Raw genomic sequence first — 23,116 nt, forward strand, 5'->3', positions numbered from 1 at the left:
GCGCTCAGCTTGCATACTGCGGGGCCCCGGCCACGGCTGTGACGATCTCGATGATGCGGTCCTGCTCCTCGGGAGCGAGCGCTGGGAAAATCGGCAAGCACAGCACTTGCTCAGCGATTTCCGACGCCACGGGGAGGTTTGAACGTCCGGCGGACGGCAGCCCGCGATAAGTCGGAAACTCGCTAATGAGCGGGTAGAAATAGCGCCGCGCCGCGATATTGTTCGCGCGCAACTCGTCATAAAGCGCGTCTCGGCTCATCGGAAAGCCGCGTGTGACGCGTATGGGGAAGTAGGAGTGGTTGCGCGTGCAGCCCGCGGGCGTAGTGGGCATCAGCAGCCCGTCGATACCGGTGAGCGCAGCGCGATAGCGCTCGTCGACTCGCGCACGTCCCGCTTGGATCTTTTCCATATGCTGTAACTGCAATAAGCCAAACGCAGCTTGCACTTCGTTCATCTTGCCGTTGATGCCTGGTGCTACCACCGTGACTTCGTCGACGAAGCCGAAGTTCTTCAGATGATCGATTCGGCGCTTCATTTTGGCGTCGCGGCTGATGATCGCGCCGCCTTCGAATGTGTTGAAGATTTTCGTGCCGTGAAAACTCAGCACCGACATGTCTCCGAACTCGAGCACCGATCGGCCGTTCTTGCGCACACCGAACGCATGCGCGGCATCGTAAAGCACACGCAAACCGTAGGTGTCCGCGATTCGCTCGAGTTCCTCCACATCGCATGGGGAACCGTAGACATGCACGGGTAGGATCGCGGTGGTTTGGGGCGTGATCGCGGCTTCGACCTTCTTTGGATCGAGATTCATCGTAACCGGGTCGATATCGACGAAAACAGGCCTAATGCCGTTCCAATGCAAAGCATGTGTGGTAGCGACGAAGCTGAAAGGCGTCGTAATCACGTCGCCCGTGATCTTCATCGCCTGCAAGGCCGTGATCAGAGCGAGTGTGCCGTTGGAGAAGAGCGATAGAAACTCGACGCCAAGGTATTCGCAAAGCTCCCGCTCCAGTTGCGCGTGGAACTTGCCGCCATTGGTGACCGTCTTGCTCTCCCAGATCGCTTCGAGGTAGGGAGCGAACTCTTCCAGCGGAGGCAAGTAGGGCTGGGTGACGGGGATCAATTTGTCCATGGGGTGTATACCTAGGCGCGTTCCGAGTTGGCGCAGGGCGCGGCTTGCGACCATTGCGTTCAAGTCTAGTCGGCCCGCGCCAGTTCCGATCTGCCGATCAGGGGGCGGAATGCGCGCCATTTCGGATAAATGGCCCTGCGAGACGTAGAAATTGGACCGGAAAATCGCCCCTGTTCAGCAAATCGAATTGCAAGCGCGCCCGTTAAGCTTGCGGCAATCAAAAATGCCCGTCGCGCATAGGGCTGGCGGCTGAACGCCGCCCCGTGGGCGCAGTTCGGGCGGCTGGCTTGCCGGGTGGTGAGCCGGACCGGTACAGATTAACGAAGGATTCGCATCGATGGCAATCGTCAGCATTCTCATCCCAGCCTACAAGCCCGACTTCCTCGGCAGGGCATTGCTGAGCGCACGGCAACAAACGTTCACGGACATTGAGATCCTGGTGGGCGATGACACGGTCGACGGTGCCCTCGCATCTGTCGTTGCGCAACAGAACGATCCGCGAATTCGCTACTTCCATCACGGTTTTCAGAACGGGCTTCGCAATTCGCAACGGCTATGGGAGCGTGCGAGCGGTACGTTCGTCAAGTGGCTCTACGACGACGATATCCTCATGCCGGCTTCCGTCGAGTCACTGGTTTCCGCGCTCGAGGCATACCCCCAGTCGGCCCTGGCATTTCATCAGCGGGTGATCATCGACGAGAACGACGCGGTCACCGAGGCGCCGGCTCCGTTGCTGAAAGTGGGCGAGCGTGCACTGATCGATCGCGGTTATCTCGTGCGGAACATGATCGGGCAACTCCACAACTTCGTTGGAGAGCCGACTAACGTGCTACTTCGTCGCGAGCATGTGGATGGGATGCGCGTGCTGGACTATCGTTCTCTAAAACTGGATTTTCTGAACGATGTCGCGATGTACCTGAACCTGGCGGAGCGAGCGCCACTTGTCGCGGTCGGAGGCTACTACAGCGGATTTCGCCGGCACAGTGGCCAGCAGTCGAATATCCGTAGCGCCAATTTCAGTGCGGGCATGTACGAGTGGGAAATGTTCGTGCGCGCCGAAGGGGAGGCTGGCAACCTTTCTACTGCGGAGCTCGCCGACGCGGCGCGACGTTTGGCTGTGCTCTACGGCGGTTACGGTAGCGACTCGAGCCATGCGGAACTGCCTGAAATCAAACAGTTCCTTGCGAACTTGCCCGAGCTCGTCGGGCCCTCCCCCAGAGGCCTGTTCAGTTCCGCGAACTACCAAGCCAACTTTCAGCAGGCGCGCAGTGCGGTCGCTGCTCGGATCGCGCAGCGCAGTACGGCCGCCGCGAGCGGGGCCGCCCGTTCACCCAATACAACTGGGGCCATGCCGGTAGCGAGCGCGGCCAACATCTGCGTGGTCTGCGAGCAGCCCGTCGATCGATGGCTGCCATTTCCGCATGCCGTCGATCTCGAGTTTCTCCAACAGATCGAATCGGTTGGATCGACGCTGGAGCGGCATTCCTGCCCCCATTGCTATTGCAATGATCGGGACCGGCACCTTTGGCTCTACATTGCGTTCTCCGGGGTGCTAGAACAAGTGGCGACGATGCGAGTCCTGCACATCGCGCCCGAGCCGCAAATCGAGCAGCGCATCCGCAAGCTTGGGCCCCTCGAGTATGTCGCCGGTGATCTTAGCCCCCGGTCCCCTGCACATCGCAAGCTCGATGTCGAGGCACTGGACTTTCCTGATGGCTACTTCGATCTGATCATCTGCAATCACGTGCTTGAACATGTGGGGCGACCCGACGCCGCGCTCTCGCAGTTTAATCGCTGCCTGAAGGCCGGCGGGCGCCTGATCGCGCAGACACCGTATTCGCCGGTGCTCAAATATACGTTCGAGTTGACGAAGGCGCCGAGCATTCAGTTTGCGACGCGGTATTTCGGTCAATCGGACCATGTTCGCTTCTTTGGGGCGAACATCGCCGAACATTTTCACGCTGCCGGATTCAGCGGCGACTTGCTTGAGCACTCGGCCGTGCTTGGCGACATGGACGCCGATGCTGTCGGCTGCAATGTGCGCGAACCGTTCTTCCTCTTTACGAAGAGCGGGGCGCCGCGTGCCGAACTCCCACCCGACGGTGCGGTAGGGCGCGTGAAAGCTGGCGCGGCTCCCTCCGTCTTGCTCAGCAAGTCCCCGGAACTCGCGTCGAGGCCCATTCGCTTGGTTTGCGCCACGCGATGCGCTCAAGACAACTTCCTGCGCGACACCGCGCTCGGCCGATCGCTTGCCGTACAACGTCACGCGCAACCGCCCGAATTGCTCTTGTTCGACAACAACACGACGGGCCTGCCCGCGCTCTATAACGCAGCCATCGAACAAGCAGCGGCCAACCCGGCTATTCTCGTGTTCGTGCACGACGACGTCTCGATCAACGATTTCTTCTGGACCGAACGCATTCACGAAGCGCTTCGGCAGTTCGATGTGATCGGCTTGGCCGGCAATCGTCGTCGTTCGCCGAAACAACCGGCATGGGCGTTCGCCACGCCGCAATTCACCTGGGACACGCCCGAATTCCTCAGCGGTTCGGTTGGACATGGAAAGGGCGTTGCCAGCGAAGGCGTGTCGTACTTCGGGCCGGTCGGCGTCGAATGCAAACTGCTCGACGGTCTGATGCTTGTCGCGGATAGCGCGCGCCTGATAGAAAGTGGTGTGCGATTCGACGAGCAGTTCGATTTCCATTTCTATGACATGGATTTTTGCCGTCAGGCCGAATTGAAGGGGCTGACGATGGGTACCTGCGCCATCAGCGTCGTTCACGAAAGCTCGGGTGCTTTCAACACGCCCCCATGGCGCGCAGCCTACGACCGTTATTTGCGTAAGTATGGCGAGTGAGCGCGGGCCTATACCCGGAAGGCTCTTTACTAATCCGGTGGGGCAGTTGAAGCCGTCCACTGACGCGTCGCCGTCGCTGGCGTCGGGGCCTGTCGTCTCGGCGCCAGGGCAAAGTCTCGGCAGCATCCGTTTCGTGCCGCCGCCCATCGTTGCAGCGCGCGGCGCTGCGCCGAGCGAGCGTCCGGCGTCTGCGCCGCGCACAGGTGAAGCCGGCCTGCCCCCGATCGAGACCGGCCTGGCCCATCAACAAGCCGGTCGCTTCGCCGATGCGGAAGCTGTTTATCGCCAGATCCTCGCCGTCCATCCCGAGCACGCCGATGCGCTTCACTTGCTCGGCCTCGTTGCGTACCACCGTGGAGACTATCCGCAGGCGAGCGAGCTCATCATGCGGGCTTTGTCCCACCACGAGAGCGAAATCTTCTACGGCAACCTAGGCAATGCGTTAGCCGCGCGCGGCATGCGTGCCGCGGCGATGGAGAGCTTTCGTCAAGCGATCGCGCTCAAGCCTGTATACGTACCGGCCCATAACAACCTCGGCAATCTACTGCGCGAGGAGGGGCGACTCACGCAGGCGGTCGAGTGCTTCAAGACAGTGATCGCGCTGCAGCCCGACTACGCCGAAGCCCACAACAACCTCGCTAACGCGTTGGTCGACCTGGGCGAGCTCGACGCCGCGATAGCCGCCTACCGCCGCGCCCTCGCACTGAAGCCCGGCTTGCTTGAAGCCCGCAGCAATCTGCTCTTCATCCTGAGCTACCGCGACGACCTGAGCCAAGCCGACTACCTATCCGAAGCCGTCGAATACGGTCGCCTAGCCACGGCCGGCGCGAAGCCGTGGCGCGATTGGCATGTATCGCTGAACGCCCATACCCGCTCGGGCCCGCTGCGAGTCGGCCTAGTCTCCGGCGATCTAAAGACCCACCCGACGGGCCATTTCCTCGAAAGCATCCTCGCGCACGTGGACCGAAGCCGTATCGACCTCGTCGCCTACCCGACGCGACGCGTCGAGGATGCGCTCACCGCCCGCATCAAACCGTACTTCTCGGCGTGGACTCCACTTGCCTCGATGAACGACGAGCAGGCGGCCGCTCGCATCCGCGACGATCGCATCGATCTGTTGCTCGATCTATCCGGCCATATGAATTTCAATCGCCTGCCGCTGTTCGCCTGGCGTCCGGCGCCGGTGCAGGCAAGCTGGCTCGGCTATTTCGCGAGCACGGGCTTGCCGGCGATGGACTACCTGCTCGGCGATTCTCACGTGCTGCCGCCCGACGCCCAGCCGTACTACACCGAGCGTCTGCGCCGTTTGCCCGACAGCTACCTCTGCTTCACGCCGCCCGCCGAGCGCGTCGACGTCGGTCCGCTGCCGCTCGCAATGAATGGCCATGTAACCTTCGGCTGCTTCAATCATCTGATGAAGATGAATGACGGCGTCGTCGATGTCTGGGCCCGCATTCTGCACGCCGTGCCGCACTCGCGGCTGTTCCTCAAGGCCAAGCAACTCGACGATGCCCCCACGCGCGAAACGACCCTTGCGCGCTTCGCCGCGCACGGTATCGACACCTCGCGCTTGATCCTCGAAGGCCGGTCGCCGCGCAGCGAATACTTCGCGGCCTACAACCGCATCGATATCGCGCTCAGCCCGTTCCCTTATCCGGGCGGTACGACAAGCGTGGAAGGCCTCTGGATGGGCGTGCCCGTACTGTGCCGGCGCGGCGACCGCTTTCTGTCGAATATCTGCACGAGCATGCTGCATTCGGCGGGGCTCGCCGATTGGATAGCGCAAGACAACGACGACTACGTGGCGAAGGCTGTCGCATTCGCGGCCGATGCGCCGCGCCTCACGGCGCTGCGTTCGAGCTTGCGCGCGACTGTACTGGCGTCGCCCCTATGCGATGCGGCGCGCTATGCACGCAATCTGGAAGCAGCGTTCGAAGCGATGTGGCGCGACGGGGTGACCACGCTGCAGTCGGGCCGGGCGCAGCCGGCCGCCACGGCCTGACGTCGGGCAGCCGCAGCCGCAGCCGCACCCGTCGCACTCAATGATCGGATCGAATATGCAAGACACGGCCCAGTTGCTCAACGCAGCCCTGGCTCATCATCAGGCGGGTCGCCTCGCCGATGCGAAGGCGCTGTACACGCGCATCCTGTCGCAGCAGCCGAAGCATGCGGACGCGCTGCATTTCACGGGGCTGCTTGCGTGCCAGATCGGTCAGGGCGAAGCCGGGGTCGCGCTGATGCGCGAGTCCATCGCGGTTCACCCGAGCCCGATCTACTACAACAATCTCGGCAATGCGCTGCGCGAGATGCGCGCGCTCGACGAGGCAGTCGCGGCGTACCGCCGTGCCGTCGAACTCAAGCCTGACTATGCCGAAGCGCACAACAACCTGGGCAACGCGCTGCGCGAGACGGGCGACGCCGGCGCGGCGCTGACGAGCTGCGCGCGTGCGATCGAGTTGCGGCCCGGCTACGCCGAAGCCTTCAACAACCTCGGCAACGCACTGAAGGACTTGAACGAGCTCGATGCCGCCATTGCCGCCTACGGCAAAGCCATCGAAGCAAAGCCGACATTTGCCGAGGCGCACTTGAATCTCGGCGTCGCGCTGCAGATGAAAGGTCACGGCGACGCGGCGCTCGAATGTCTACGCGAGACGGTGAAACTCGCGCCGCAGTTGGCCGTTGCGCACGACAGACTCGCCGGCGTGCTTATGCATCGCGGCGACATCAACGGGGCGATCGACGCCTATCGGCGCGTCGCCGAGCTAACGCCGGAATCGGCGCAGGCGCACAACACGCTCGGCAACGCCCTGAACGGCGCGGCGCGCGTGCCGGAGGCCGTGCCCTGCTACGAGCGTGCGATAGCGCTCGACCCAACCTTCGCGGACGCATATCACAACCTAGCGAACGCGCTGCGGCGCCTCGGCGCGCCCGAGCGCGCGCTCGGCTATGCGCGCAGAGCCATCGAGCTGCGCGACGATACGCCGTCGTTCCACAACAACCTGGGCACGATCCTCGCCGATCTGGGCGAAGCCGATGCCGCGCTGGCTTGCTACCGCGATGCGCTCGCCTTGAATCCCGACTTCGGGGAATCGCATACGTGTGTGTTATTCGGGCAATCGTACGTGCCGAATTGGTCGGCGCAAACGCACCTTGCCGACGCCCGCTATTTCGGCGAGAAGATGCGCGCACGCGCAACGCCGTTTACGCAGTGGCCTGCGCTGACCGGTGGCGACCCAGACGTCCAAGCTGCGCGCCGCCCTTTGCGCGTGGGCTTCGTCTCCGCCGACTTGCGCAAGCACCCCGTAGGCTACTTCTTCGAATCCGTGCTCGCTCAGCTCGATCGCGCGCGAATCGAGCCGATCGCCTACTCGAACGCGCTGCACAGCGATGAACTGACGGCGCGCATCAAGCCGCGCTTCGCGCTCTGGCGGCATGTGGCCGAAATGGACGATGCCTCGCTTGCGCAACGCATTCGCGACGATCGCATCGATGTCCTCGTCGACCTGTCGGGGCACACGGGCCGCAATCGCCTGCCGATGTTCGCGTGGCGGCCCGCGCCGCTTCAGATCAGCTGGCTTGGCTATTTCGCGACGACGGGGCTGGCTGAAATCGACTATGTGCTGGCGGACCCGCACGTGGTGCCCCCCGGCGAGGAATCGCAATACACGGAGCGTATCTGGCGTCTGCCCGACAGCTACTTATGCTTCACGCTGCCGACGGAGCACGTCGACGTCGCGCCGCTGCCAGCGTTCGCGAACGGGTATTTCACGTTCGGCTGCCTGAACAACCATAAAAAGCTCAACGACGGCGTCGTCGCCGTGTGGTCGCAGATTTTGCATGCGACGCCGCATGCGCGATTGCTGCTCAAGAACCATCAACTCGGCGAGCCGTCGATCATGCGCGAGACGTTCGCGCGCTTTGCCGCGCACGGCGTCGACTCAACTCGCTTGCTGCTCGAAGGGCCGTCCGCGCGCGATCAGTATTTCTCGACCTATCATCGTGTCGACCTGGCGCTCGATCCGTTTCCTTACCCGGGTGGCACGACGAGCGTAGAAGGGCTGTGGATGGGCGTGCCTGTACTGACGCGGCGCGGCGATCGCTTTCTCTCGCATCTGGGCGAACTGGTGCTGAAGACGGTGGGCCTGCCGGAGTGGATCGCCGCCGATACGCAAGACTACGTCGCCCGGGCGGTGGCGGCGGCCTGCGATTTACCGGCGTTGGCGGCGCTGCGCGCTGGACTGCGCGAACGCGTCGAGCGCTCGCCGCTTGCCGATGCACCGCGTTTCGCGGCCCATTGGATGACGGCGATCGAACAAATGTGGCAAACGAAATTGAAGGAGATCGCATGATGTCGGCGATCGATCAGGGCGCCAATGCGCTCGTCGAGGACGGTCTCGTCCATCATCGGAACGGCCGCCTGCAAGAGGCGCGCACGCGCTACGAGGCGGCGTTGTCGCGCATGCCGCGTCATGCCGATGCTTGGCACTTGCTCGGCGTGGTCGCCATGCAGGAGCAGCGCCACGCCGATGCGCTCGATCTCATCAGCCGCGCGATCGAAATCAGCGCGCAGCCCTCGTACTTCGATAACCTCGGCTGCGCGTTGAGAAACTGGGGCAAACTCGCCGCGGCCGTGGAAAGCCACGAACAGGCGATCGCACTCGATCCGAATCATTTTCGGGCGCACAACAATCTCGGCTTGGCGCTGATGGATATGCGCCTGCCCGCGGCCGCGGCCGCGAGCTTTCGCAAATCGGTCGCCATCAATGCGAGCTACGCGGAAGCGCAAAGCAATCTCGGCAACGTGCTGCGTGAGCTCGGCGATTTCGATGGCGCGGTCGAGCACTGCCGCAAGGCGATGGCGCTGCAGCCCGGTTTCGGTCAGGCCTTCAACAATCTCGGCAATGCATTGAAGATGCAACGCAAGCTGGCCGAGGCAGCCGCTTGCTACGAACAAGCGCAACGGCTCTTGCCTCGGGAGCCCCAGGTTGCACTGAACCTCGGTATCGTGCGGCGCGAGACGGGCGAGCATGAAGCGGCGATCGAGGCGTTCCGCCGTGCCATTGCGTTGCGGCCGTCATGGGGCGAGGCGTGGAGCAATTTGCTGTTCACGCTGAGCTTCGCGCAGAATGTGCCGCCGGGCGAATACTTGACCGAAGCGCTGGCGTTTGGGCGGATGGCGAGCGCGCAAGCGCGGCCGTTCACCGATTGGCTCGTGGATCGAACGCACGGCGCGCCCCTGCGAGTCGGCTTCGTGTCCGGCGATTTCCGCACGCACCCGGTGGGGTTCTTTCTCGAAAGCGTGCTCGCGCATTTGAACCCGGCCCGCGTTCAACTCTTCGCCTACTCGACGCGCGACTACGAGGACGCGCTGACGCAACGCCTGAAGCCGCGCTTCGCGGCCTGGCGCTCTCTGGTCGGGCAGACCGATCAGGCGGCGGCCACGACGATCCGCAACGACGGCGTGCATATTCTCTTCGACATGGCGGGGCATACCGACGGCAACCGCTTGCCCGTCTTTGCTTGGAAGCCGGCGCCCGTGCAAGTGAGCTGGATCGGCTACTTCGCTTCGACGGGGCTTTCGGCCATCGACTACGTGCTCGGCGATGAATGGGTGCTGCCGCCCGAGGAAGCCGCGCACTTCGTCGAGCGTCCGTGGCGTTTGCCGCATGGGTACCTGTGCTTCACGCCGCCCGAGCCGGCCGTGCCGCTGGATTTCGAAGCGATCAACGATACGGGGCGGCCGTTGACGTTCGGCTGCTTCAGCGATCTCGTGAAAGTCAACGATCGCGTGGTGGCTGTCTGGTCGCGCATTCTGCAAGGGACGCCGGGGGCGCGTCTGCTTCTTAAGGCGCAGCAGCTTGCCGACGAATCGCAGCGCGCCGCGACCCTCGCGCGCTTTGCCAAGCACGGTATCGGCGCGGAACGGATCGAGATGGAAGGCCCCACGGCGCGGGCCGAATATCTGTCGGCGTACAACCGCGTCGACATTTCGCTGAGCCCGTTCCCGTACCCGGGCGGCACGACGACGGCCGAAAGTCTCTGGATGGGCGTGCCGGTGCTATGCCGTCACGGCGATCGATTTCTCGGGCACCTCTGCGAAAGCGTCGTTCACAGCGTCGATCTTAGCGATTGGATCGCAGCCGACGACGACGACTACGTCGCAAAAGCCTTTGCATTCGCGCGCGATCGCCAAGCGCTGGCGGCATTGCGCGGGGCTTTGCGGCCGAGCGTGCTGAACGCTACGTTGTGCAATCCCAATCGTTTTGCCCGCACGCTCGAGGACACATTCGAACGGATGTGGTGCACCCGTCAAAACGCCTGATCGTCGGGAGCGCCGGCGCCGCGGCGGCTGCGAGCCGGGGCGGCGCTCGTTTCAACCGGCGCTCCCCTGCATGCCGTTTGCGCGCCGGGCAGTATCGAGCAGCGTATTGCGCACCTGCTGGAACATCTTCAGATAGTTGTCGTGCCCGGTTTCGATCGCGGCGGTTTTCAGTGCATCGAGCACCAGCAAATCGGCGGGGTAGGGGCTGATGATCGACCCCGACATCGGCAGCTTCAACGGGTCGTAGTGCTTCGCACGCCAGTGCCGCTCGGCAAGCAGCAGCAGCGCGACGATGCGCTCTTGCACGAACACTTTCGCCGGCACGAAGCCGTTCGCATACGGCAGCGGTGCATTGAGCAACTGCGCGAGTGCGCTGGCGCCGGCCTCGGCGGCGGAGAACAACACTTCGTTCACCGCCAGCCAGCGGCGCCAAAACGCGGGCGTCGCGACGAAGTAGTTACAGAAGATGCTGTGGCGAGAATCCATCACGACGTTGCGGGCATCGATCCCCGGTGCGACGAAGGCGACGACCTGCTCGAACACCGGCCAGCTGTTGCCGTGATTCGTCGCTGCCTGCTCGAACACGTTCAGGTGAACCGCACCCTGATCGAAGAACGGGGAAAACCCGATGACGTCGATGTCGCGCGACATCGTGGCGAGGAAGGTATGAACGGCCGCCGAACTGAGCGTCGTCTTCTGCCCGAATTTGGGCGAAAAGAAGCCGTAAAGCGTGTTCTCGTCGAGCGTATGGTTTTGCAGATACGTGCGAATCGGCCAATACTCGCGCCAGTCCGGCCGCTGGCCGCAGTTGTCGAGCGGGATGAAGCCCGGGTCGAGCTGCTGACGAGTTTCCTCCGAGTAGAAGATCTGGCGAATCTCGACGCGGCGGTTGGCGGTGGACGGGCCCGACGGTACGTGCATGGATGAATCTCGATCGATTAAACGAAATGCCGTGAACGTCGCGCAAGTTCACGCGGGCGCACGACGGCGAGTAGACAGTGTGCCAGCGTGGCTGCCCAAGGCATTGTTCGAACACTGACCCAAATCTGCCTCAATTCAAGCAGGATTCGGCTTGCCGAGCGGCCGCCGGCCAATAAAAAAGCCGCGTTGCCGCGGCTTCAGAGTCAAGCTCCGCACGGGCTACATGCGGGTTCTTCTTGTTTATTCGTTGTAGTCGCGCGCCCGTCGTTAGAAAAGGCGCTGCTTAGGTCTCAACGCAACTGCCCCGTTGTCTGATACAAACCTGCTGCTGCGATGCGCTGCTTCGCGTCGCTGAATTCCGTCGACATGGCGGCGTGGGCGCTGCGCGCTTCGGTCATGACGCTCGCATCCATCTCTTGAATGGCGCGGATCGTCGCAAGCGAGTCGTCGCTTTGATCGGCCGTGAGGCCCATGATCAGCGGCGAGCGCTCTTCGACGAGATCCGATGCGAATTGCCAGTCTCCCGCTTGCACGGCGGTGACGAGCGTGCGCGTCAGTTCGAGGGCGCGGTTCAGCGATTCGGAAACCATATCTTGCCTTTCGTTTAGGATGCCGGCCGATTACGACTTGTTCAACGTGCCGGCGCTGCCGTTGCCGCCGAACAGCTGATTCAAATACGTCGTATTGCTCTGCATCTGCGACATCAAGTTGTTCAGCGCGGTGAACTGCGCGTTGTATTGATCGGTCAGCGTTTGCTGATACGCCGCCAACGTCGATTGCTGCTGCGACAGGCTCGTGAGATCCGAGTTGATCGATGCGGAGCGCTGGTCGATCTGACCGATCGAGGACTTCGTGTACGAGTCTATGAACGCGTTCAACTGCTGGCCGATGCCGTTCGTGCCGTTGAAGACGTTCTGCACCATCGTCGGGGACGACGCCATCGTGGACTGCAACGTGGACGAGTCGAACGTCACGGTGCCGTCGTTGTTCAGGTTCACGCCGATCTGAGCAAGGCTGTACGTCGTGCCGCCCACGGTGATGCCGCTCGCCATGATCGAGGCGATGCCGTTCACCGCGGTGTTCAACATGGCGTCGCCAAGCAGCGGGCCCGCCGTCGATGTGCTCGAGTCGTACGAGGACATCGACTTTTCGGTCGCGATCCACGAGTTGTATGCGGTGGCGAAACTTTGGACAGCGTTCGTGATGGCCGTCGTATCCGTCGCCACGCTAAGCGTTTGCGAGGTTCCGACCGACGCCGACGTGAGGCTCAGCGTGACGCCGCTCAGCGCGCCCGTCACGTTGTTGCTCGCGCTCGTGATTGCGTTGCCGCTGATCGTGAGCTTCGCGTCTTGGCCAGCCGTCACTTGTGCGAAGCTGGCGGTGTTCAGGCCGGTGTCGACGCCCGCGCCCGCGGAAATCGTCACGGTGTTGGCGGCGCCCGTCGCCGTGGAGGTCAGCACCAAGTGCTGGCCGTTCGCCGCGGTCACGACCGAGGCGGTTACGCCGGGGTTGCTCGTCGACGAATTGATCGCCGCAGCGAGGCCGGCCAGCGTGTTGTTGGTCGAATCGAGGTTGACCGTCATCGAGCCCGTGCCTACGCCGATCGTCACCGTGCCGGTGCCGAGCGTGGCGTTGCTGGCGTACGCGCCCGAGGAAATCTGATTGGCGGTGGCGATCTGCTGGACGCTGACCGAGTAGGACCCGGCCGCGGCGCCCGTCGAGGTCGTCGCCGTAATGCCCGTGCCGCTCATCGTGGCGCCGAGCTGGGTGAAGATGCTCCCGTCCGAAAGCCCCTTCAGCGAATTTTGCAGCGCCGTGAGGGAGGACTTCATTTGACCGATCGCCGAGAGCGTCGTGTTGTCGCTCGACTGCTGGTTGGCGATGGTCTGGGCCTGCGCCGCGGTTTTAGCCGACACGAGCGCGGAAACGAGCGAGCCGACATCGAGCGTCGACTTGGTCGCGCCGCTCAAGATGGATTGCGCTGCTTGTTGCAGCAGCGAGGACGTACTCGTCGTTGTGCTCATGCGAAGCTCCGTGCGTTCCCGTGAAATTCAGTGCACTGCAGTGTCGTTCAAGCGCCGCCTTTGACGCGCGGCCGGTCTTCAACGCGTAGCGGGAGGCATGCCTCCCGCTCGCGGATGTCCTACTGTCTTGCTTCTTTGAGCATGGCGGCCCGAACCGAGGCGCGCCATGCGCAACTCACGCTGCCCCGTATTACTGGAGGAGCTTGAGCACTTGTTGCGGCAGCGAGTTCGCTTGCGACAGAACCGAGATACCGGCTTGTTGCAGCACTTGCGCCTTCGACAGGTTGGCCGTTTCTTGCGCGAAGTCGGCGTCTTCGATCTGCGACTTGGCAGCCGACAGGTTCGTCGATTCCGTTTGCGTGTTCGTGATAGCGGCCGAGAACGTGTTTTGCGTTGCGCCCAGCGTTGCTTGGAAGTTGTTCACTTGCGACAGCGCTGCGTCGATCGCCGTGATCGCGTTTTGCGCGCCCGACGTCGTCGAGATGTCGACGCCCGACACGCCCAGACCCGTCGTCGTCCACGACGTCGTACCGAAGTTCGCCGTGATCGTTTGGTTGGCGTTCGCGCCGATTTGGAAGTTCACGCTGCCAAGGCCTGCGAGCACGCTTTGGCCGTTGAACGTCGTTTGCGATTCAACGCGGTTGATTTCCGTCAGACGCGTCGAAACTTCCGTTTGCAGGTTCGCTTGAGCGGCCGTGCCGAGCGAGCCGTCGCCCGATTCAACGGCGAGCTGGCGGATACGTTGCAAGTTGGCGACGGTAGCGGAAATCGCGCCCGAAGCCGTTTGCACCATCGAGATGCCGTTGTTGGCGTTCATCACGCCTTGGTTCAGCGCGTTGATCGACGCCGTTTGCGTCGTAGCGATCGCGAGACCGGCAGCGTCATCGGCCGCCGTGTTGATGCGCTTGCCCGACGACAGGCGGTTGATGGCTTGCGACAGGGCGCTTTGCGAACCCGACAGGTTCGACTGCGTGGTCAGCGACAGAATGTTGGTGTTGATGTTCAGCATTTTGCTTCCTCGTTTGGAAATACGGTCCAGGGACTAGGCTGGTTCGGGGTTCGGCGTCGCGCTTTCGCGATGTGGCGCTGCCCGCCTGTCCTGGTTGTCGGCGGGGCTAAGAAAAAACTTTAGGGACCGAACGACGAATTCGTGTGTTCTTAGCCCGAAAATGCCCGCAAAGCCGCACCGGATAAGGCGTGGAGAAAAACAAAACGTTTGCTAAGTTGTGTTGACTTGCTCTGTTTCGCGTGCTTGTCGGCCACGCATGGCAGACGAAAAGTGGCCCACGCGGCGTTTACCTGCTATCATCGCGGGTCGAATTGAGATCGCTGCCGTTTTCATCTGGGATCTGCCGCCCTTTCGTCGCATGGCCAACATCAAGAAGGCCGTACTGCGGCGGGCTCGCGGTGACTTCGCGAGCGGCACGGGCAGGTTCAGCTTCGGCAGCCAAACGCGGCGTCGGCAATGCATGCCGGCCGGCGTGCGCGGTGAACTCTCCGCTTTCTCTTTTCAGGCCAGTCCGGCCTCGCCGGTGTCCACGTGCTCGAGCGTGCGGCACGATGGCTGCTCCAGTCGGACCGGCGCGTGCGCGAAAGCGCTACGCATTTGAACGTAACTTTGGGAAATCCATGACGACCATTCTTCTGAAGGAAAACGAGCCGTTCGAAGTGGCGATCCGCCGCTTTCGTCGTGCCATCGAAAAGAACGGCCTGATCGCCGAACTGCGTGAGCGCCAGTCCTATGAAAAGCCGACGGCCGTGCGCAAGCGCAAGAAGGCCGCTGCGGTCAAGCGCCTGCACAAGCGTCTGCGCAGCCAAATGCTGCCGAAGAAGCTGCACTAAGCGGCTTCGTTAGGCGGTGCGTTGCGTTGCCCTCACGGGCAGCGCGGCCGGATGGACGAACGGCGGTGTGCTTCGAAAGAAGCGACACCGCCGTTTGCTTTTGGGGAGCGGAATACGCGGGATTGCGCGCGAGCGCCGATGGGCCGCCCGTTTAGGCGGCGTCCGTCGTGCTTAGGCCGATCTCAAGCCGCGTGCTTTTCGAGCCGCACGGCCGATAGGCCGAACTGGCGTGAGATCGACGCCAGCCGCTCGTGCCATTCCCAAACTCCAAACACATCGTGCACGTTCTGCAGGCAGCTGAGCAGTTCCACTGTCGTCGGATCGTAGATGTTGACGCGCGCCCGCAAGAGCGCTTTTTTCAACGCGGCGACACCCGCGTCCATATAGGCCGGCACAGTCGTGGGCGGCTTGTCGACATAGCGAACGGGCACGCCCTCCATGGCCGTCATGTAATCGCGCGGATGAATGAGACGGCCGATCGGGCAGCCCCCGCGGTAGCCTTGGTAGGCGCCGCCGCCGCGCGGCAGCAAAGCGGCTTGCCGTTGGACGAAGAGATGGTCGACGGCGTGATCGAACAATTCCTGATGCGTCAGGAAGTGCAAGCTTTTCATGATGTTTCTCGGCCGCGGTGGGCAGCGCTGATGTGGTGGCTCGTTCCTGCTATAACGGCCGGGCCGGGCGAAATTGCAGGTTTTTTGGGATATTCCCTATGGCCGGGCCTGCAATCAAGCACTTTTTGCCGAGTGTTGCGTGCACGTCACCGCCTGCTTTTTCTGTTCCCTTTGGCGAGCGCGGCGCAACGCTCGCGTGCCTCGCAGTTCGTTTGATGATCGTTGACCATGCCGATCGCCTGCATGAATGCGTAGCAGATCGTCGAGCCGACGAACTTGCAGCCGTAGCCTTTCAATGCTTTGCTCAGCGCATCGGATTGCGGCGTGGAGGCTGGCGCGTGCTCCTTGTAGCGCGCCCAGTCGTTCTGGATGGGCTCGCCGTCGACGAAGGACCACACGAAATCGGCCAGCGACCCGTGCTCGGCACGGATGCGCAAGACGGCGCGCGCGTTGACGATCGCCGCTTCCACCTTGGCGCGGTTGCGCACGATCCCTGGGTCTTGCAGCAGTGTTTCGACTTTGGCCGGGGTAAAGCGCGCGACCTTTTCAGCGTCGAAATTGGCGAAGGCGCGACGATAGTTCTCGCGCTTGTTCAGAATCGTCGACCACGACAGCCCGGCTTGCGCGCCCTCGAGGACGAGCATTTCGAACAAATGCCGCTCATCGCGCGAAGGCACGCCCCATTCGGTGTCGTGGTAATGCTCGTCGGCCGGTGTTCTCACCCAATTGCAGCGCTCGGTCATGTGCTCTCTCGTTGCCCGGACTATATGCGCGGGCCGTGGTTGATCGCGGAAACGCCGTGCCCGGCATGCACCGCGTGGACTGCCGGCAAGGATAGCGGAACGGCGGCGAGCGACAACTCGGCCGTTCGGTAGATTGGCGGGGCCGTGTTAAGCCGATAATCTCTCGGTCGGTTCACGAGATTCAAGCGTTCGCGCGATTGCGCGTTCACCGTTGTTAAGCGATGCGGCTTCGCGCCGCGGGTGGCAAGGCATGCAAGCAAGGCAATTTTTGATTGGCGTCGACGGCGGCGGCACGGGCACGCGCGTCGTGTTGGCGGACGCGCACGGCGCCGAACTCGCGCAGGGCGCGGCTGGCGCCTCGGGCCTCGCGCTCGGCGTCGAGCGCGCGTGGCAGGCGATCGAGGCCGCGTGCGCGCAGGCCTTCGCATCGGCGGGGCTGGCTTTCGATTGGGCGCATTGCGCGCTCGGCTGCGGGCTGGCCGGCGTCAACAACCGCGACTGGCTCGCGGCGTTCGTGGCGAGCGCGCCGAAGCTCGCCGCGCTGGACGTGCAAAGCGATGCCTACACCACGCTCGTCGGCGCGCACGGCGGCGCACCCGGCGTCATCGTGGCGGTCGGTACCGGCAGTATCGCGGCCGTGCTCGACGCCGACGGCGCGTGCCGTGTCGCGGGCGGATATGGCTTTCCGTCGGGCGACGAAGCGAGCGGCGCCTGGCTCGGCCTGCGTGCCGTGGTCCATGCGCAACGCTCGCTCGATGGCCGCGCCCGTCCCGACGCATTCTCCGAAGCGTTGCTCGCGCACATCGGCGCGGCCGATCGCGACGCGCTCGTCGTATGGCTGTGCGAGGCAAATCAAACGGCCTATGCGGGTCTGGCGCCCGTGGTGCTCGCGCATCGGCAACACCCCGTGGCTTCGGCGCTGCTTGCACAAGCCGGAGCGGACATCGCCCAACTCGTCGATGCGCTGGATGCGAGCGGCGCGTTGCCTGTCGCGCTGTGCGGGGGGCTGGCGGCCAATCTGGCCGAGTCCGTGCCGCCGTCGCACCGAGCTCGGCTGCGCCCGCCGCTGGCCGATTCGGCGCATGGCGCACTCGAATTGGCGCGCCGCGCCCATGCGCTCGCGCGGGCGGCTACCGGTGAAGCGACTTAGAATAGCGCTCGACACGCCGCGCTTTCCCCCTGCGCTCACTCACTTCTTCTTGCCGTCCCCCATGTACAAGCTTGTCGCCACCGATCTCGACGGAACGCTGCTCAACAGCGATCATCAACTCGACCCGTTCACGGTGGCGACGGTGCGCAGGCTCGATCAAGCCGGCGTCCAATTCGTCATAGCCACCGGCCGGCATTATTGCGACGTGGCGGGCATTCGCGATGTGCTGGGCATCCGCCCGTATCTCGTCACGTCCAACGGCGCGCGCGTACACGCACCCGACGACACGATGGTCCATTCGCGCAATCTGTCGGCCGATATCGTGCGCCGGCTCGTGCAACCTGGCATCGTGGGCGCGCATGGCCGGGTCATCGTGAATCTATTCGCCGACGACGCTTGGCTCATCGATCGCGAGGCGCCCGAACTGCTGGCTTTTCATCGGGATTCGGGCTTTCGCTACGAAGTGATCGATATGCGCGCGCACGACGGGTCCGATATCGCCAAAGTGCTTTATATCGGCGAGCCTGCCGATTTGGCGCAAATCGCTGCGCGCCTGGAGGATGAATTCGGCAATGCGCTTTATGTCACGTATTCGCTTCCCGATTGCCTGGAAGTGATGACATCGAACGTGTCCAAGGGGCGTGCGCTGCGATTCGTGCTAGATCGCCTAGGAGTGCATGCCTCTCATTGCGTCGCTTTCGGCGACAACATGAACGACATCGACCTGCTGGAAACGGCCGGCCATCCGTTCATGATGAACAACGCCAACCCGGATTTGCTGGCTCGGTTGCCTGCGGTGCCGCGGATCGGAAACAACTTCGAAGCCGGCGTTGCACATCATTTGCGCAAATTGTTTTCCATCACGGACGAGTTGACGCCCTCGTAAGCGAAGCGCGAGGCCTCGCCTCGCCATCGAAGATCGGCCTGCCCTGGCCTCCGGAGTTCGACGAGCGCGCGTTCGTGTGAGTCGATTTAGGAATACCCGTAGTCCGTATCGGCCCGCGTGCGGACGCGGCGACGGAAGCGGCGCCCGTGAAACGCGGGTAACCTCGCAAGCCGATTTCAGGTTAACGTTCGCAATTAAGCCGGCTTACCTGCTAGGCTGCATGGGTAGCATTCGTCCCATTACGGCGCCAAGCGTGTCGGTTATTGAGACTGTTATGCGGTATTACGTACGGTCGTCGCACTTTTAAGAATTATCATACGATTTCATTACACTCGATCTCGGGTAAAGTCGCCATTGCCAGTCGCTTAACTTCCGACTAACCTCCGAGCAAACCTATTTTCAATGAAGGGAGACCACGATGTCCCAATACGCAGAACTGAAGGCCCAGATCGCAAAGCTGCAGGAGCAAGCGGACGATGCGCGCCGCAAGGAAGTCTCCACCGTGATCGCGGAAATCAAACAAAAGATCGTCGAATTCGGGCTGAGCGCTCATGACCTCGGCTTCGCCGAGGCTGCCCGTCGGGGCCGTCCGCCCAAGAAGGCGCCGCTGCCGCCGAAGTATCAAGATCCGAAGTCGGGCAACACCTGGAGCGGCCGCGGCAAGCCGCCGAAGTGGATCGTCGGCAAGAACCGCGATCGCTTCCTCATCGCGCAGTAAAGCCGGACAATCGCGGAACGACGCGCGCCGGCTCGGCGCGCTTTAGTCTCCCGCGGTTCATCGTCTTAGGCCCGACCGCATCTGCGCACCGGGCGCGATAAAAAGCCAGCGCACGTGCGCCGGCGATGAGATTGGCATTTTTTACGAATTATTTCCGCTGCCGCTCCAAGCTCGCATTACGCCCCATTCAGCCCTTCGGCCGCAGCGGCGGCTATGCCTTTATTCGGGTTATCCCGCGGCGACACTACGCAGCTTCGGTCGTCCGGCACGCTGTGCGAGTAGGGCTTCATAGCATTTCAGGTAGTTGCGCGCCATTGTCTTCGCCGTAAAGCGGCGTTCGAATTGCGCGCGAATTTCCTCGCGAGACAATTCGTTCAGGCGCTCCAGCGCGGCCACCGCCCCTTGGATGTCCTCGACGATGTAACCGGTCACCGCGTGGTCGATCACCTCGGGCACCGAGCCTCGATTGAACGCGATGACGGGCGTGCCGCACGCCATCGCTTCGATCATGACGAGGCCGAACGGCTCGCACCAGTCGATCGGGAACAGCAACGCCTTCGCGCGCGATAGGAATTCGGGCTTGCGCGCTTCATCGATCTCGCCCACGAACTCCACATGCGCCTGCGAGAGCAGCGGCTCGATTTCCTGTTTGAAGTAGTCGCGGTCGACCTTATCGATCTTCGCCGCGATCTTGAGCGGCATGCCGCTCATCGCGGCGATCTTGATGGCCGTGTCGACGCGCTTTTCCGGACAGATTCGTCCGAGAAACGCCAGATACTCGGGCTCGCAATGCGGCTGCGGCGTCAACAGGCGCTCGGGCAAGCCGTGATAGACCGTATCGAGCCAACCCGCCTGAGGCAAAGGCATACGCTGCGACTGCGAAATCGAAACGACATTCGCTTGAGAAAAGGTATCGAATACCGGTTGCAATTCGGGCAAATCCAGCCGGCCATGCAGCGTTGTCAAGGACGGCGCATCGGCATCGGCGAACAGCGAGAACGGCAGGTAATCGAGGTGGAAGTGCAGCACGTCGAATTCGCTGGCCAGGCGGCGCACTTTCTCGAGCAACAGCATGTGCGGCGCGAGCGGATCGCGAATGGTCGGGTCCAGGCGCAGCGCACGCGGCCAGGCCGCATCGAGGGTGGCCGACGTGATCGAATCTCCGCTTGCGAAAAGCGTGACGTCGTGTCCGAGCTCGACGAGCGCTTCGGTCAAATAAGACACGACGCGTTCGGTGCCTCCGTAAAACTTCGGCGGTACGGCTTCGTAAAGCGGCGCGATTTGAGCGATTCGCATGCATCAATCTCCTTTCGATAAGGCGGCCATCCGCAAGAGGCGTAGCTACGCCGGGCGGCACAAGGGTTCGCCGCCGGTGACTTTCACTTCAGGCTGCCATGCCATTATCAGGACCCAGGCGCATTGCCATGAGCGGGTTTTCAAACCCTTAATCCTTGTTACAGGGCGAAACAGCACGTGCTTACAACAGCGCCGAATTCCGGTAACGAAACGTAAGCCGTTGCCGCCATGGGCGTTTGTTGCGCCGTGATGACGGCGATTCCTATAATCCAAGCCATTCGCGCGGATACGACGGAGGGTCAGGTAGCAGTTTGCGTGCCGCGCCTCCCACGAACTTGCCCGGGCCGCTCGAACCCGCGCGGGTATTGGATGTCAGAAAAATTCCTACATGCTTTCTAGACATTTCCGGCATGGACCGGAGGTGCTCTTCCTATTTCCACCCTTTTTACAATTCGACACAATTTGCCCAAGACAAGGAACGGGGCGGTTTTGCGCTTTACGCTGCATGCCGCCGAGCAAACGTTTCCGAAGGACCGACCGACACCGACCCGGGGGTATCATGAGCGCCACAAGCGAAATGCTCAGCGAGATCAAGGAAGTGAATCTCTCGTACTTGTTGCTTGCGCAGCGCCTGTTGCGGGAGGACAAAGCGATGGGCATGTTCCGCATGGGCATCAGCGATCAGCTGGCCGATGTCCTCGCAAGCCTCTCATTCGCGCAAACCGTGAAGCTCGCCGCATCGAACCAGCTTCTGTGCCGTTTCCGCTTCGACGACCATGCGATCCTTTCCTCGCTGGCCGATAAGGGCAAGGCCGGCTCGTTGGCCCAGACGCACTCGGCCATCCTCATGGCCAGTCAACCCGTCGCGTCGATCAATTGACGCGCGCGATCGGCGCGCCGGCGCTAGCCGGTGAATGCAGCCGACCACTCAATATCAAGTAAGCGGGGCACACGGCCGATATGGCAACCAAGAGCGTCGTGCTCGAAGTCAGGGAAATCACGCTGGCGATCGAGCTGATCGAATTGGGCGCGCGCCTGCAATTGCTCGAAGCGGAAACGAGCTTGTCGCGCGACCGGCTCATCAAGCTATATAAGGAATTGAAAGGGGTTTCGCCGCCCAAGGGCATGCTGCCGTTCTCGACGGACTGGTTCATGACCTGGCAGCCGAACATTCATTCCTCCCTTTTTTACAACATTTACCGGTTCATGGCGGAGCACGGCGGCTGCGAAAACATCCAGTCGATCGTCAAAAGCTACCGTCTGTACCTGGAGCACACGACGCTGAACGGCGACGAACCGCTCCTGAGCCTCACGCGCGCTTGGACGTTAGTGCGCTTCTTCGAATCGGGGATGCTGCAGCTGACCGCTTGTACCCGGTGCCAGGGGCATTTCGTCGCGCATGCGCACGACCCCCAGCAAGGCTTCGTGTGCGGGCTGTGTCAGCCGCCGTCGCGGGCCGGCAAGACCAAGAAGTCCGCCGCGGCCAAGGCGGAGCGGGCCGCTGCCGGCCTGCAGCCCGGCCTCGCCGAACTCGCCGCGTAGCCGCGCGCCCGGGCATCCGGCCAGAGCGCCTCGCCCCAAAATGGGGCGGGTCGGTGGCCTGGGGGCGTCCGCACAGCCATCTCGCCTTCGGCCGTTCTGGTTAACACGGCGTCCCCGTCCCTCTTTTCCCCCCAAAGTTTTCGGCATGCCTGCCGTAAACCAGATTAACGACGGCCTCCCCGTCGATCTTGTGAGGACCCGGCAGTGCTGATTTTCGTTGGAACACTCGTAACCGTGTTGTCCGTCTTCGGCGGCTATGCGCTCGCGGGCGGCCATCTGGGCGCGCTCCTGCAGCCGGTTGAAGTGTTGATGATCGCCGGCGCGGGTGTCGGTGCATTCATCCTGGGCAACGGAATGAAGACGATTCGGGCGACCTTCCGCCTGCTGCCGACGCTGTTCAAGGGCTCGAAGTACACGAAGGACGTGTACATGGAGCTCATGGCGTTGCTTTACGTTTTGCTTGCAAAGGCGCGTAAGGAAGGCACGCTCACGCTCGAGGCCGACATCGACGACCCCGAGAAGAGCCCGATCTTCACGCAGTACCCGAAAATCCTCGCGGATCACCACATCGTCGAATTCTTGACCGACTACCTGCGTTTAATGGTGGGCGGCAACATGAACGCATTCGAAATCGAAAGCCTCATGGACGAGGAAATCGAGACCCATCACGCCGAAGGCGAGGGCCCCGCCCACGCGCTGAGCCGCGTGGGCGACGCGATGCCGGCGTTCGGCATCGTCGCGGCCGTGATGGGCGTCGTCCACACGATGGCATCGGCCGACAAGCCGCCGGCCGTGCTCGGCGCGATGATCGCGCAGGCGCTCGTCGGGACGTTCCTCGGCATTTTGCTTTCGTACGGCCTCATCGGGCCGCTCGCAAGTCTGGCCGAACAGCGCGTGGCCGAGTCGACCAAGATGTTTCAGTGCATCAAGGTCACGATTCTCGCGAGCTTGAACGGATACGCGCCCGCGATCGCCGTCGAATTCGGCCGCAAGGTGCTGTACTCGACCGAGCGCCCCTCGTTCGCCGAGCTCGAAGAGCACGTGCGTCGCGTCAAAGCGAAGTAAGCGG

General features: G+C 62.7%; 19 protein-coding genes. 11 read left to right on the forward strand and 8 right to left on the reverse strand.

Annotation, left to right across the window (positions count from 1 at the left end):
• Nucleotides 1–4: 4 nt before the first annotated feature.
• A complete protein-coding gene (locus ACTHNR_RS15220) occupies nucleotides 5–1,135 on the reverse strand; it encodes a DegT/DnrJ/EryC1/StrS family aminotransferase (protein WP_440548487.1) in 1,131 nt (376 codons plus the stop codon).
• 337 nt (nucleotides 1,136–1,472) lie between these two features.
• Between ACTHNR_RS15220 and ACTHNR_RS15225 the strand changes: the two genes are divergently transcribed.
• From ACTHNR_RS15225 to ACTHNR_RS15240, 4 genes are read left to right on the forward strand one after another with little or no spacing between them, the layout of a single operon-like run.
• Nucleotides 1,473–3,992: a glycosyltransferase gene (locus ACTHNR_RS15225; RefSeq protein ID WP_440548488.1), complete on the forward strand. Its 2,520-nt coding sequence runs from the start codon at nucleotides 1,473–1,475 to the stop codon at nucleotides 3,990–3,992.
• Nucleotides 3,982–5,994 carry an O-linked N-acetylglucosamine transferase, SPINDLY family protein gene (locus ACTHNR_RS15230; protein ID WP_440548489.1) on the forward strand — a complete coding sequence of 671 codons (2,013 nt, stop codon included), beginning with the start codon at nucleotides 3,982–3,984 and terminating at the stop codon, nucleotides 5,992–5,994. The genes ACTHNR_RS15225 and ACTHNR_RS15230 overlap by 11 nt, the downstream gene beginning before the upstream one ends.
• A 55-nt stretch (nucleotides 5,995–6,049) precedes the next feature.
• Nucleotides 6,050–8,341: a tetratricopeptide repeat protein gene (locus ACTHNR_RS15235; protein WP_440548490.1), complete on the forward strand. Its 2,292-nt coding sequence runs from the start codon at nucleotides 6,050–6,052 to the stop codon at nucleotides 8,339–8,341.
• Entirely contained in the window at nucleotides 8,338–10,314 is a 1,977-nt protein-coding gene (locus ACTHNR_RS15240) for an O-linked N-acetylglucosamine transferase, SPINDLY family protein (protein WP_440548491.1), read from the forward strand. Before ACTHNR_RS15235 ends, ACTHNR_RS15240 begins: the two co-directional genes overlap by 4 nt.
• A gap of 51 nt (nucleotides 10,315–10,365) precedes the next feature.
• On the opposite strand, the gene ACTHNR_RS15245 is transcribed toward ACTHNR_RS15240, so the two are convergent.
• From ACTHNR_RS15245 to ACTHNR_RS15260, 4 genes are all read right to left on the reverse strand, one after another.
• A complete protein-coding gene (locus ACTHNR_RS15245; RefSeq protein WP_440548492.1) occupies nucleotides 10,366–11,235 on the reverse strand; it encodes a hypothetical protein in 870 nt (289 codons plus the stop codon).
• Between the two features lie 290 nt (nucleotides 11,236–11,525).
• Nucleotides 11,526–11,825, reverse strand: coding sequence for a flagellar protein FliT (locus ACTHNR_RS15250; protein ID WP_440548493.1), 300 nt, complete (start codon nucleotides 11,823–11,825; stop codon nucleotides 11,526–11,528).
• A 30-nt stretch (nucleotides 11,826–11,855) separates the two neighbouring features.
• A complete protein-coding gene (fliD, locus tag ACTHNR_RS15255; protein ID WP_440548494.1) occupies nucleotides 11,856–13,259 on the reverse strand; it encodes a flagellar filament capping protein FliD in 1,404 nt (467 codons plus the stop codon).
• A 190-nt stretch (nucleotides 13,260–13,449) separates the two neighbouring features.
• Nucleotides 13,450–14,268, reverse strand: coding sequence for a flagellin domain-containing protein (locus ACTHNR_RS15260; RefSeq protein ID WP_440548495.1), 819 nt, complete (start codon nucleotides 14,266–14,268; stop codon nucleotides 13,450–13,452).
• Nucleotides 14,269–14,888: 620 nt separating this feature from the next.
• On the opposite strand from ACTHNR_RS15260, the gene rpsU reads away from it, so the two are divergent.
• On the forward strand, nucleotides 14,889–15,101 hold the full coding sequence (gene rpsU / locus ACTHNR_RS15265) for a 30S ribosomal protein S21 (protein WP_006401410.1): 213 nt from the start codon (nucleotides 14,889–14,891) through the stop codon (nucleotides 15,099–15,101).
• 182 nt (nucleotides 15,102–15,283) lie between these two features.
• Here rpsU and ACTHNR_RS15270 read toward each other — a convergent pair whose 3' ends face one another.
• On the reverse strand, nucleotides 15,284–15,712 hold the full coding sequence (locus ACTHNR_RS15270; protein ID WP_440548496.1) for a hypothetical protein: 429 nt from the start codon (nucleotides 15,710–15,712) through the stop codon (nucleotides 15,284–15,286).
• A gap of 146 nt (nucleotides 15,713–15,858) precedes the next feature.
• Nucleotides 15,859–16,455, reverse strand: coding sequence for a DNA-3-methyladenine glycosylase I (locus ACTHNR_RS15275; RefSeq protein WP_440548497.1), 597 nt, complete (start codon nucleotides 16,453–16,455; stop codon nucleotides 15,859–15,861).
• Nucleotides 16,456–16,705: 250 nt separating this feature from the next.
• On the opposite strand from ACTHNR_RS15275, the gene ACTHNR_RS15280 reads away from it, so the two are divergent.
• The 3 genes from ACTHNR_RS15280 to ACTHNR_RS15290 all read left to right on the forward strand — a co-directional run bounded on the left by ACTHNR_RS15280 (nucleotide 16,706) and on the right by ACTHNR_RS15290 (nucleotide 19,209).
• Nucleotides 16,706–17,605, forward strand: a complete 900-nt coding sequence (locus ACTHNR_RS15280) for a BadF/BadG/BcrA/BcrD ATPase family protein (RefSeq protein WP_440548498.1) — start codon at nucleotides 16,706–16,708, stop codon at nucleotides 17,603–17,605.
• A 61-nt stretch (nucleotides 17,606–17,666) separates the two neighbouring features.
• Entirely contained in the window at nucleotides 17,667–18,491 is an 825-nt protein-coding gene (locus ACTHNR_RS15285) for a Cof-type HAD-IIB family hydrolase (RefSeq protein WP_440548499.1), read from the forward strand.
• 418 nt (nucleotides 18,492–18,909) lie between these two features.
• Nucleotides 18,910–19,209, forward strand: a complete 300-nt coding sequence (locus ACTHNR_RS15290) for an H-NS histone family protein (protein WP_440548500.1) — start codon at nucleotides 18,910–18,912, stop codon at nucleotides 19,207–19,209.
• 228 nt (nucleotides 19,210–19,437) lie between these two features.
• On the opposite strand, the gene ACTHNR_RS15295 is transcribed toward ACTHNR_RS15290, so the two are convergent.
• A complete protein-coding gene (locus ACTHNR_RS15295; RefSeq protein WP_440548501.1) occupies nucleotides 19,438–20,505 on the reverse strand; it encodes a glycosyltransferase family 4 protein in 1,068 nt (355 codons plus the stop codon).
• A gap of 559 nt (nucleotides 20,506–21,064) precedes the next feature.
• On the opposite strand from ACTHNR_RS15295, the gene flhD reads away from it, so the two are divergent.
• The 3 genes from flhD (at nucleotide 21,065) to motA (ending at nucleotide 23,112) form a co-directional block, all read left to right on the forward strand.
• Nucleotides 21,065–21,385: a flagellar transcriptional regulator FlhD gene (flhD, locus tag ACTHNR_RS15300; RefSeq protein WP_440548502.1), complete on the forward strand. Its 321-nt coding sequence runs from the start codon at nucleotides 21,065–21,067 to the stop codon at nucleotides 21,383–21,385.
• 80 nt (nucleotides 21,386–21,465) lie between these two features.
• The gene (flhC, locus tag ACTHNR_RS15305) at nucleotides 21,466–22,047 is read left to right on the forward strand and encodes a flagellar transcriptional regulator FlhC (protein ID WP_440548503.1); all 582 of its coding nucleotides are present in this window, start codon (nucleotides 21,466–21,468) and stop codon (nucleotides 22,045–22,047) included.
• 204 nt (nucleotides 22,048–22,251) lie between these two features.
• Nucleotides 22,252–23,112 carry a flagellar motor stator protein MotA gene (gene motA / locus ACTHNR_RS15310; protein ID WP_440548504.1) on the forward strand — a complete coding sequence of 287 codons (861 nt, stop codon included), beginning with the start codon at nucleotides 22,252–22,254 and terminating at the stop codon, nucleotides 23,110–23,112.
• Nucleotides 23,113–23,116: the final 4 nt, after the last annotated feature.

Origin of the sequence: Trinickia sp., from assembly GCF_051954495.1 — a bacterium.
Classification (GTDB): Bacteria; Pseudomonadota; Gammaproteobacteria; order Burkholderiales; family Burkholderiaceae; genus Trinickia.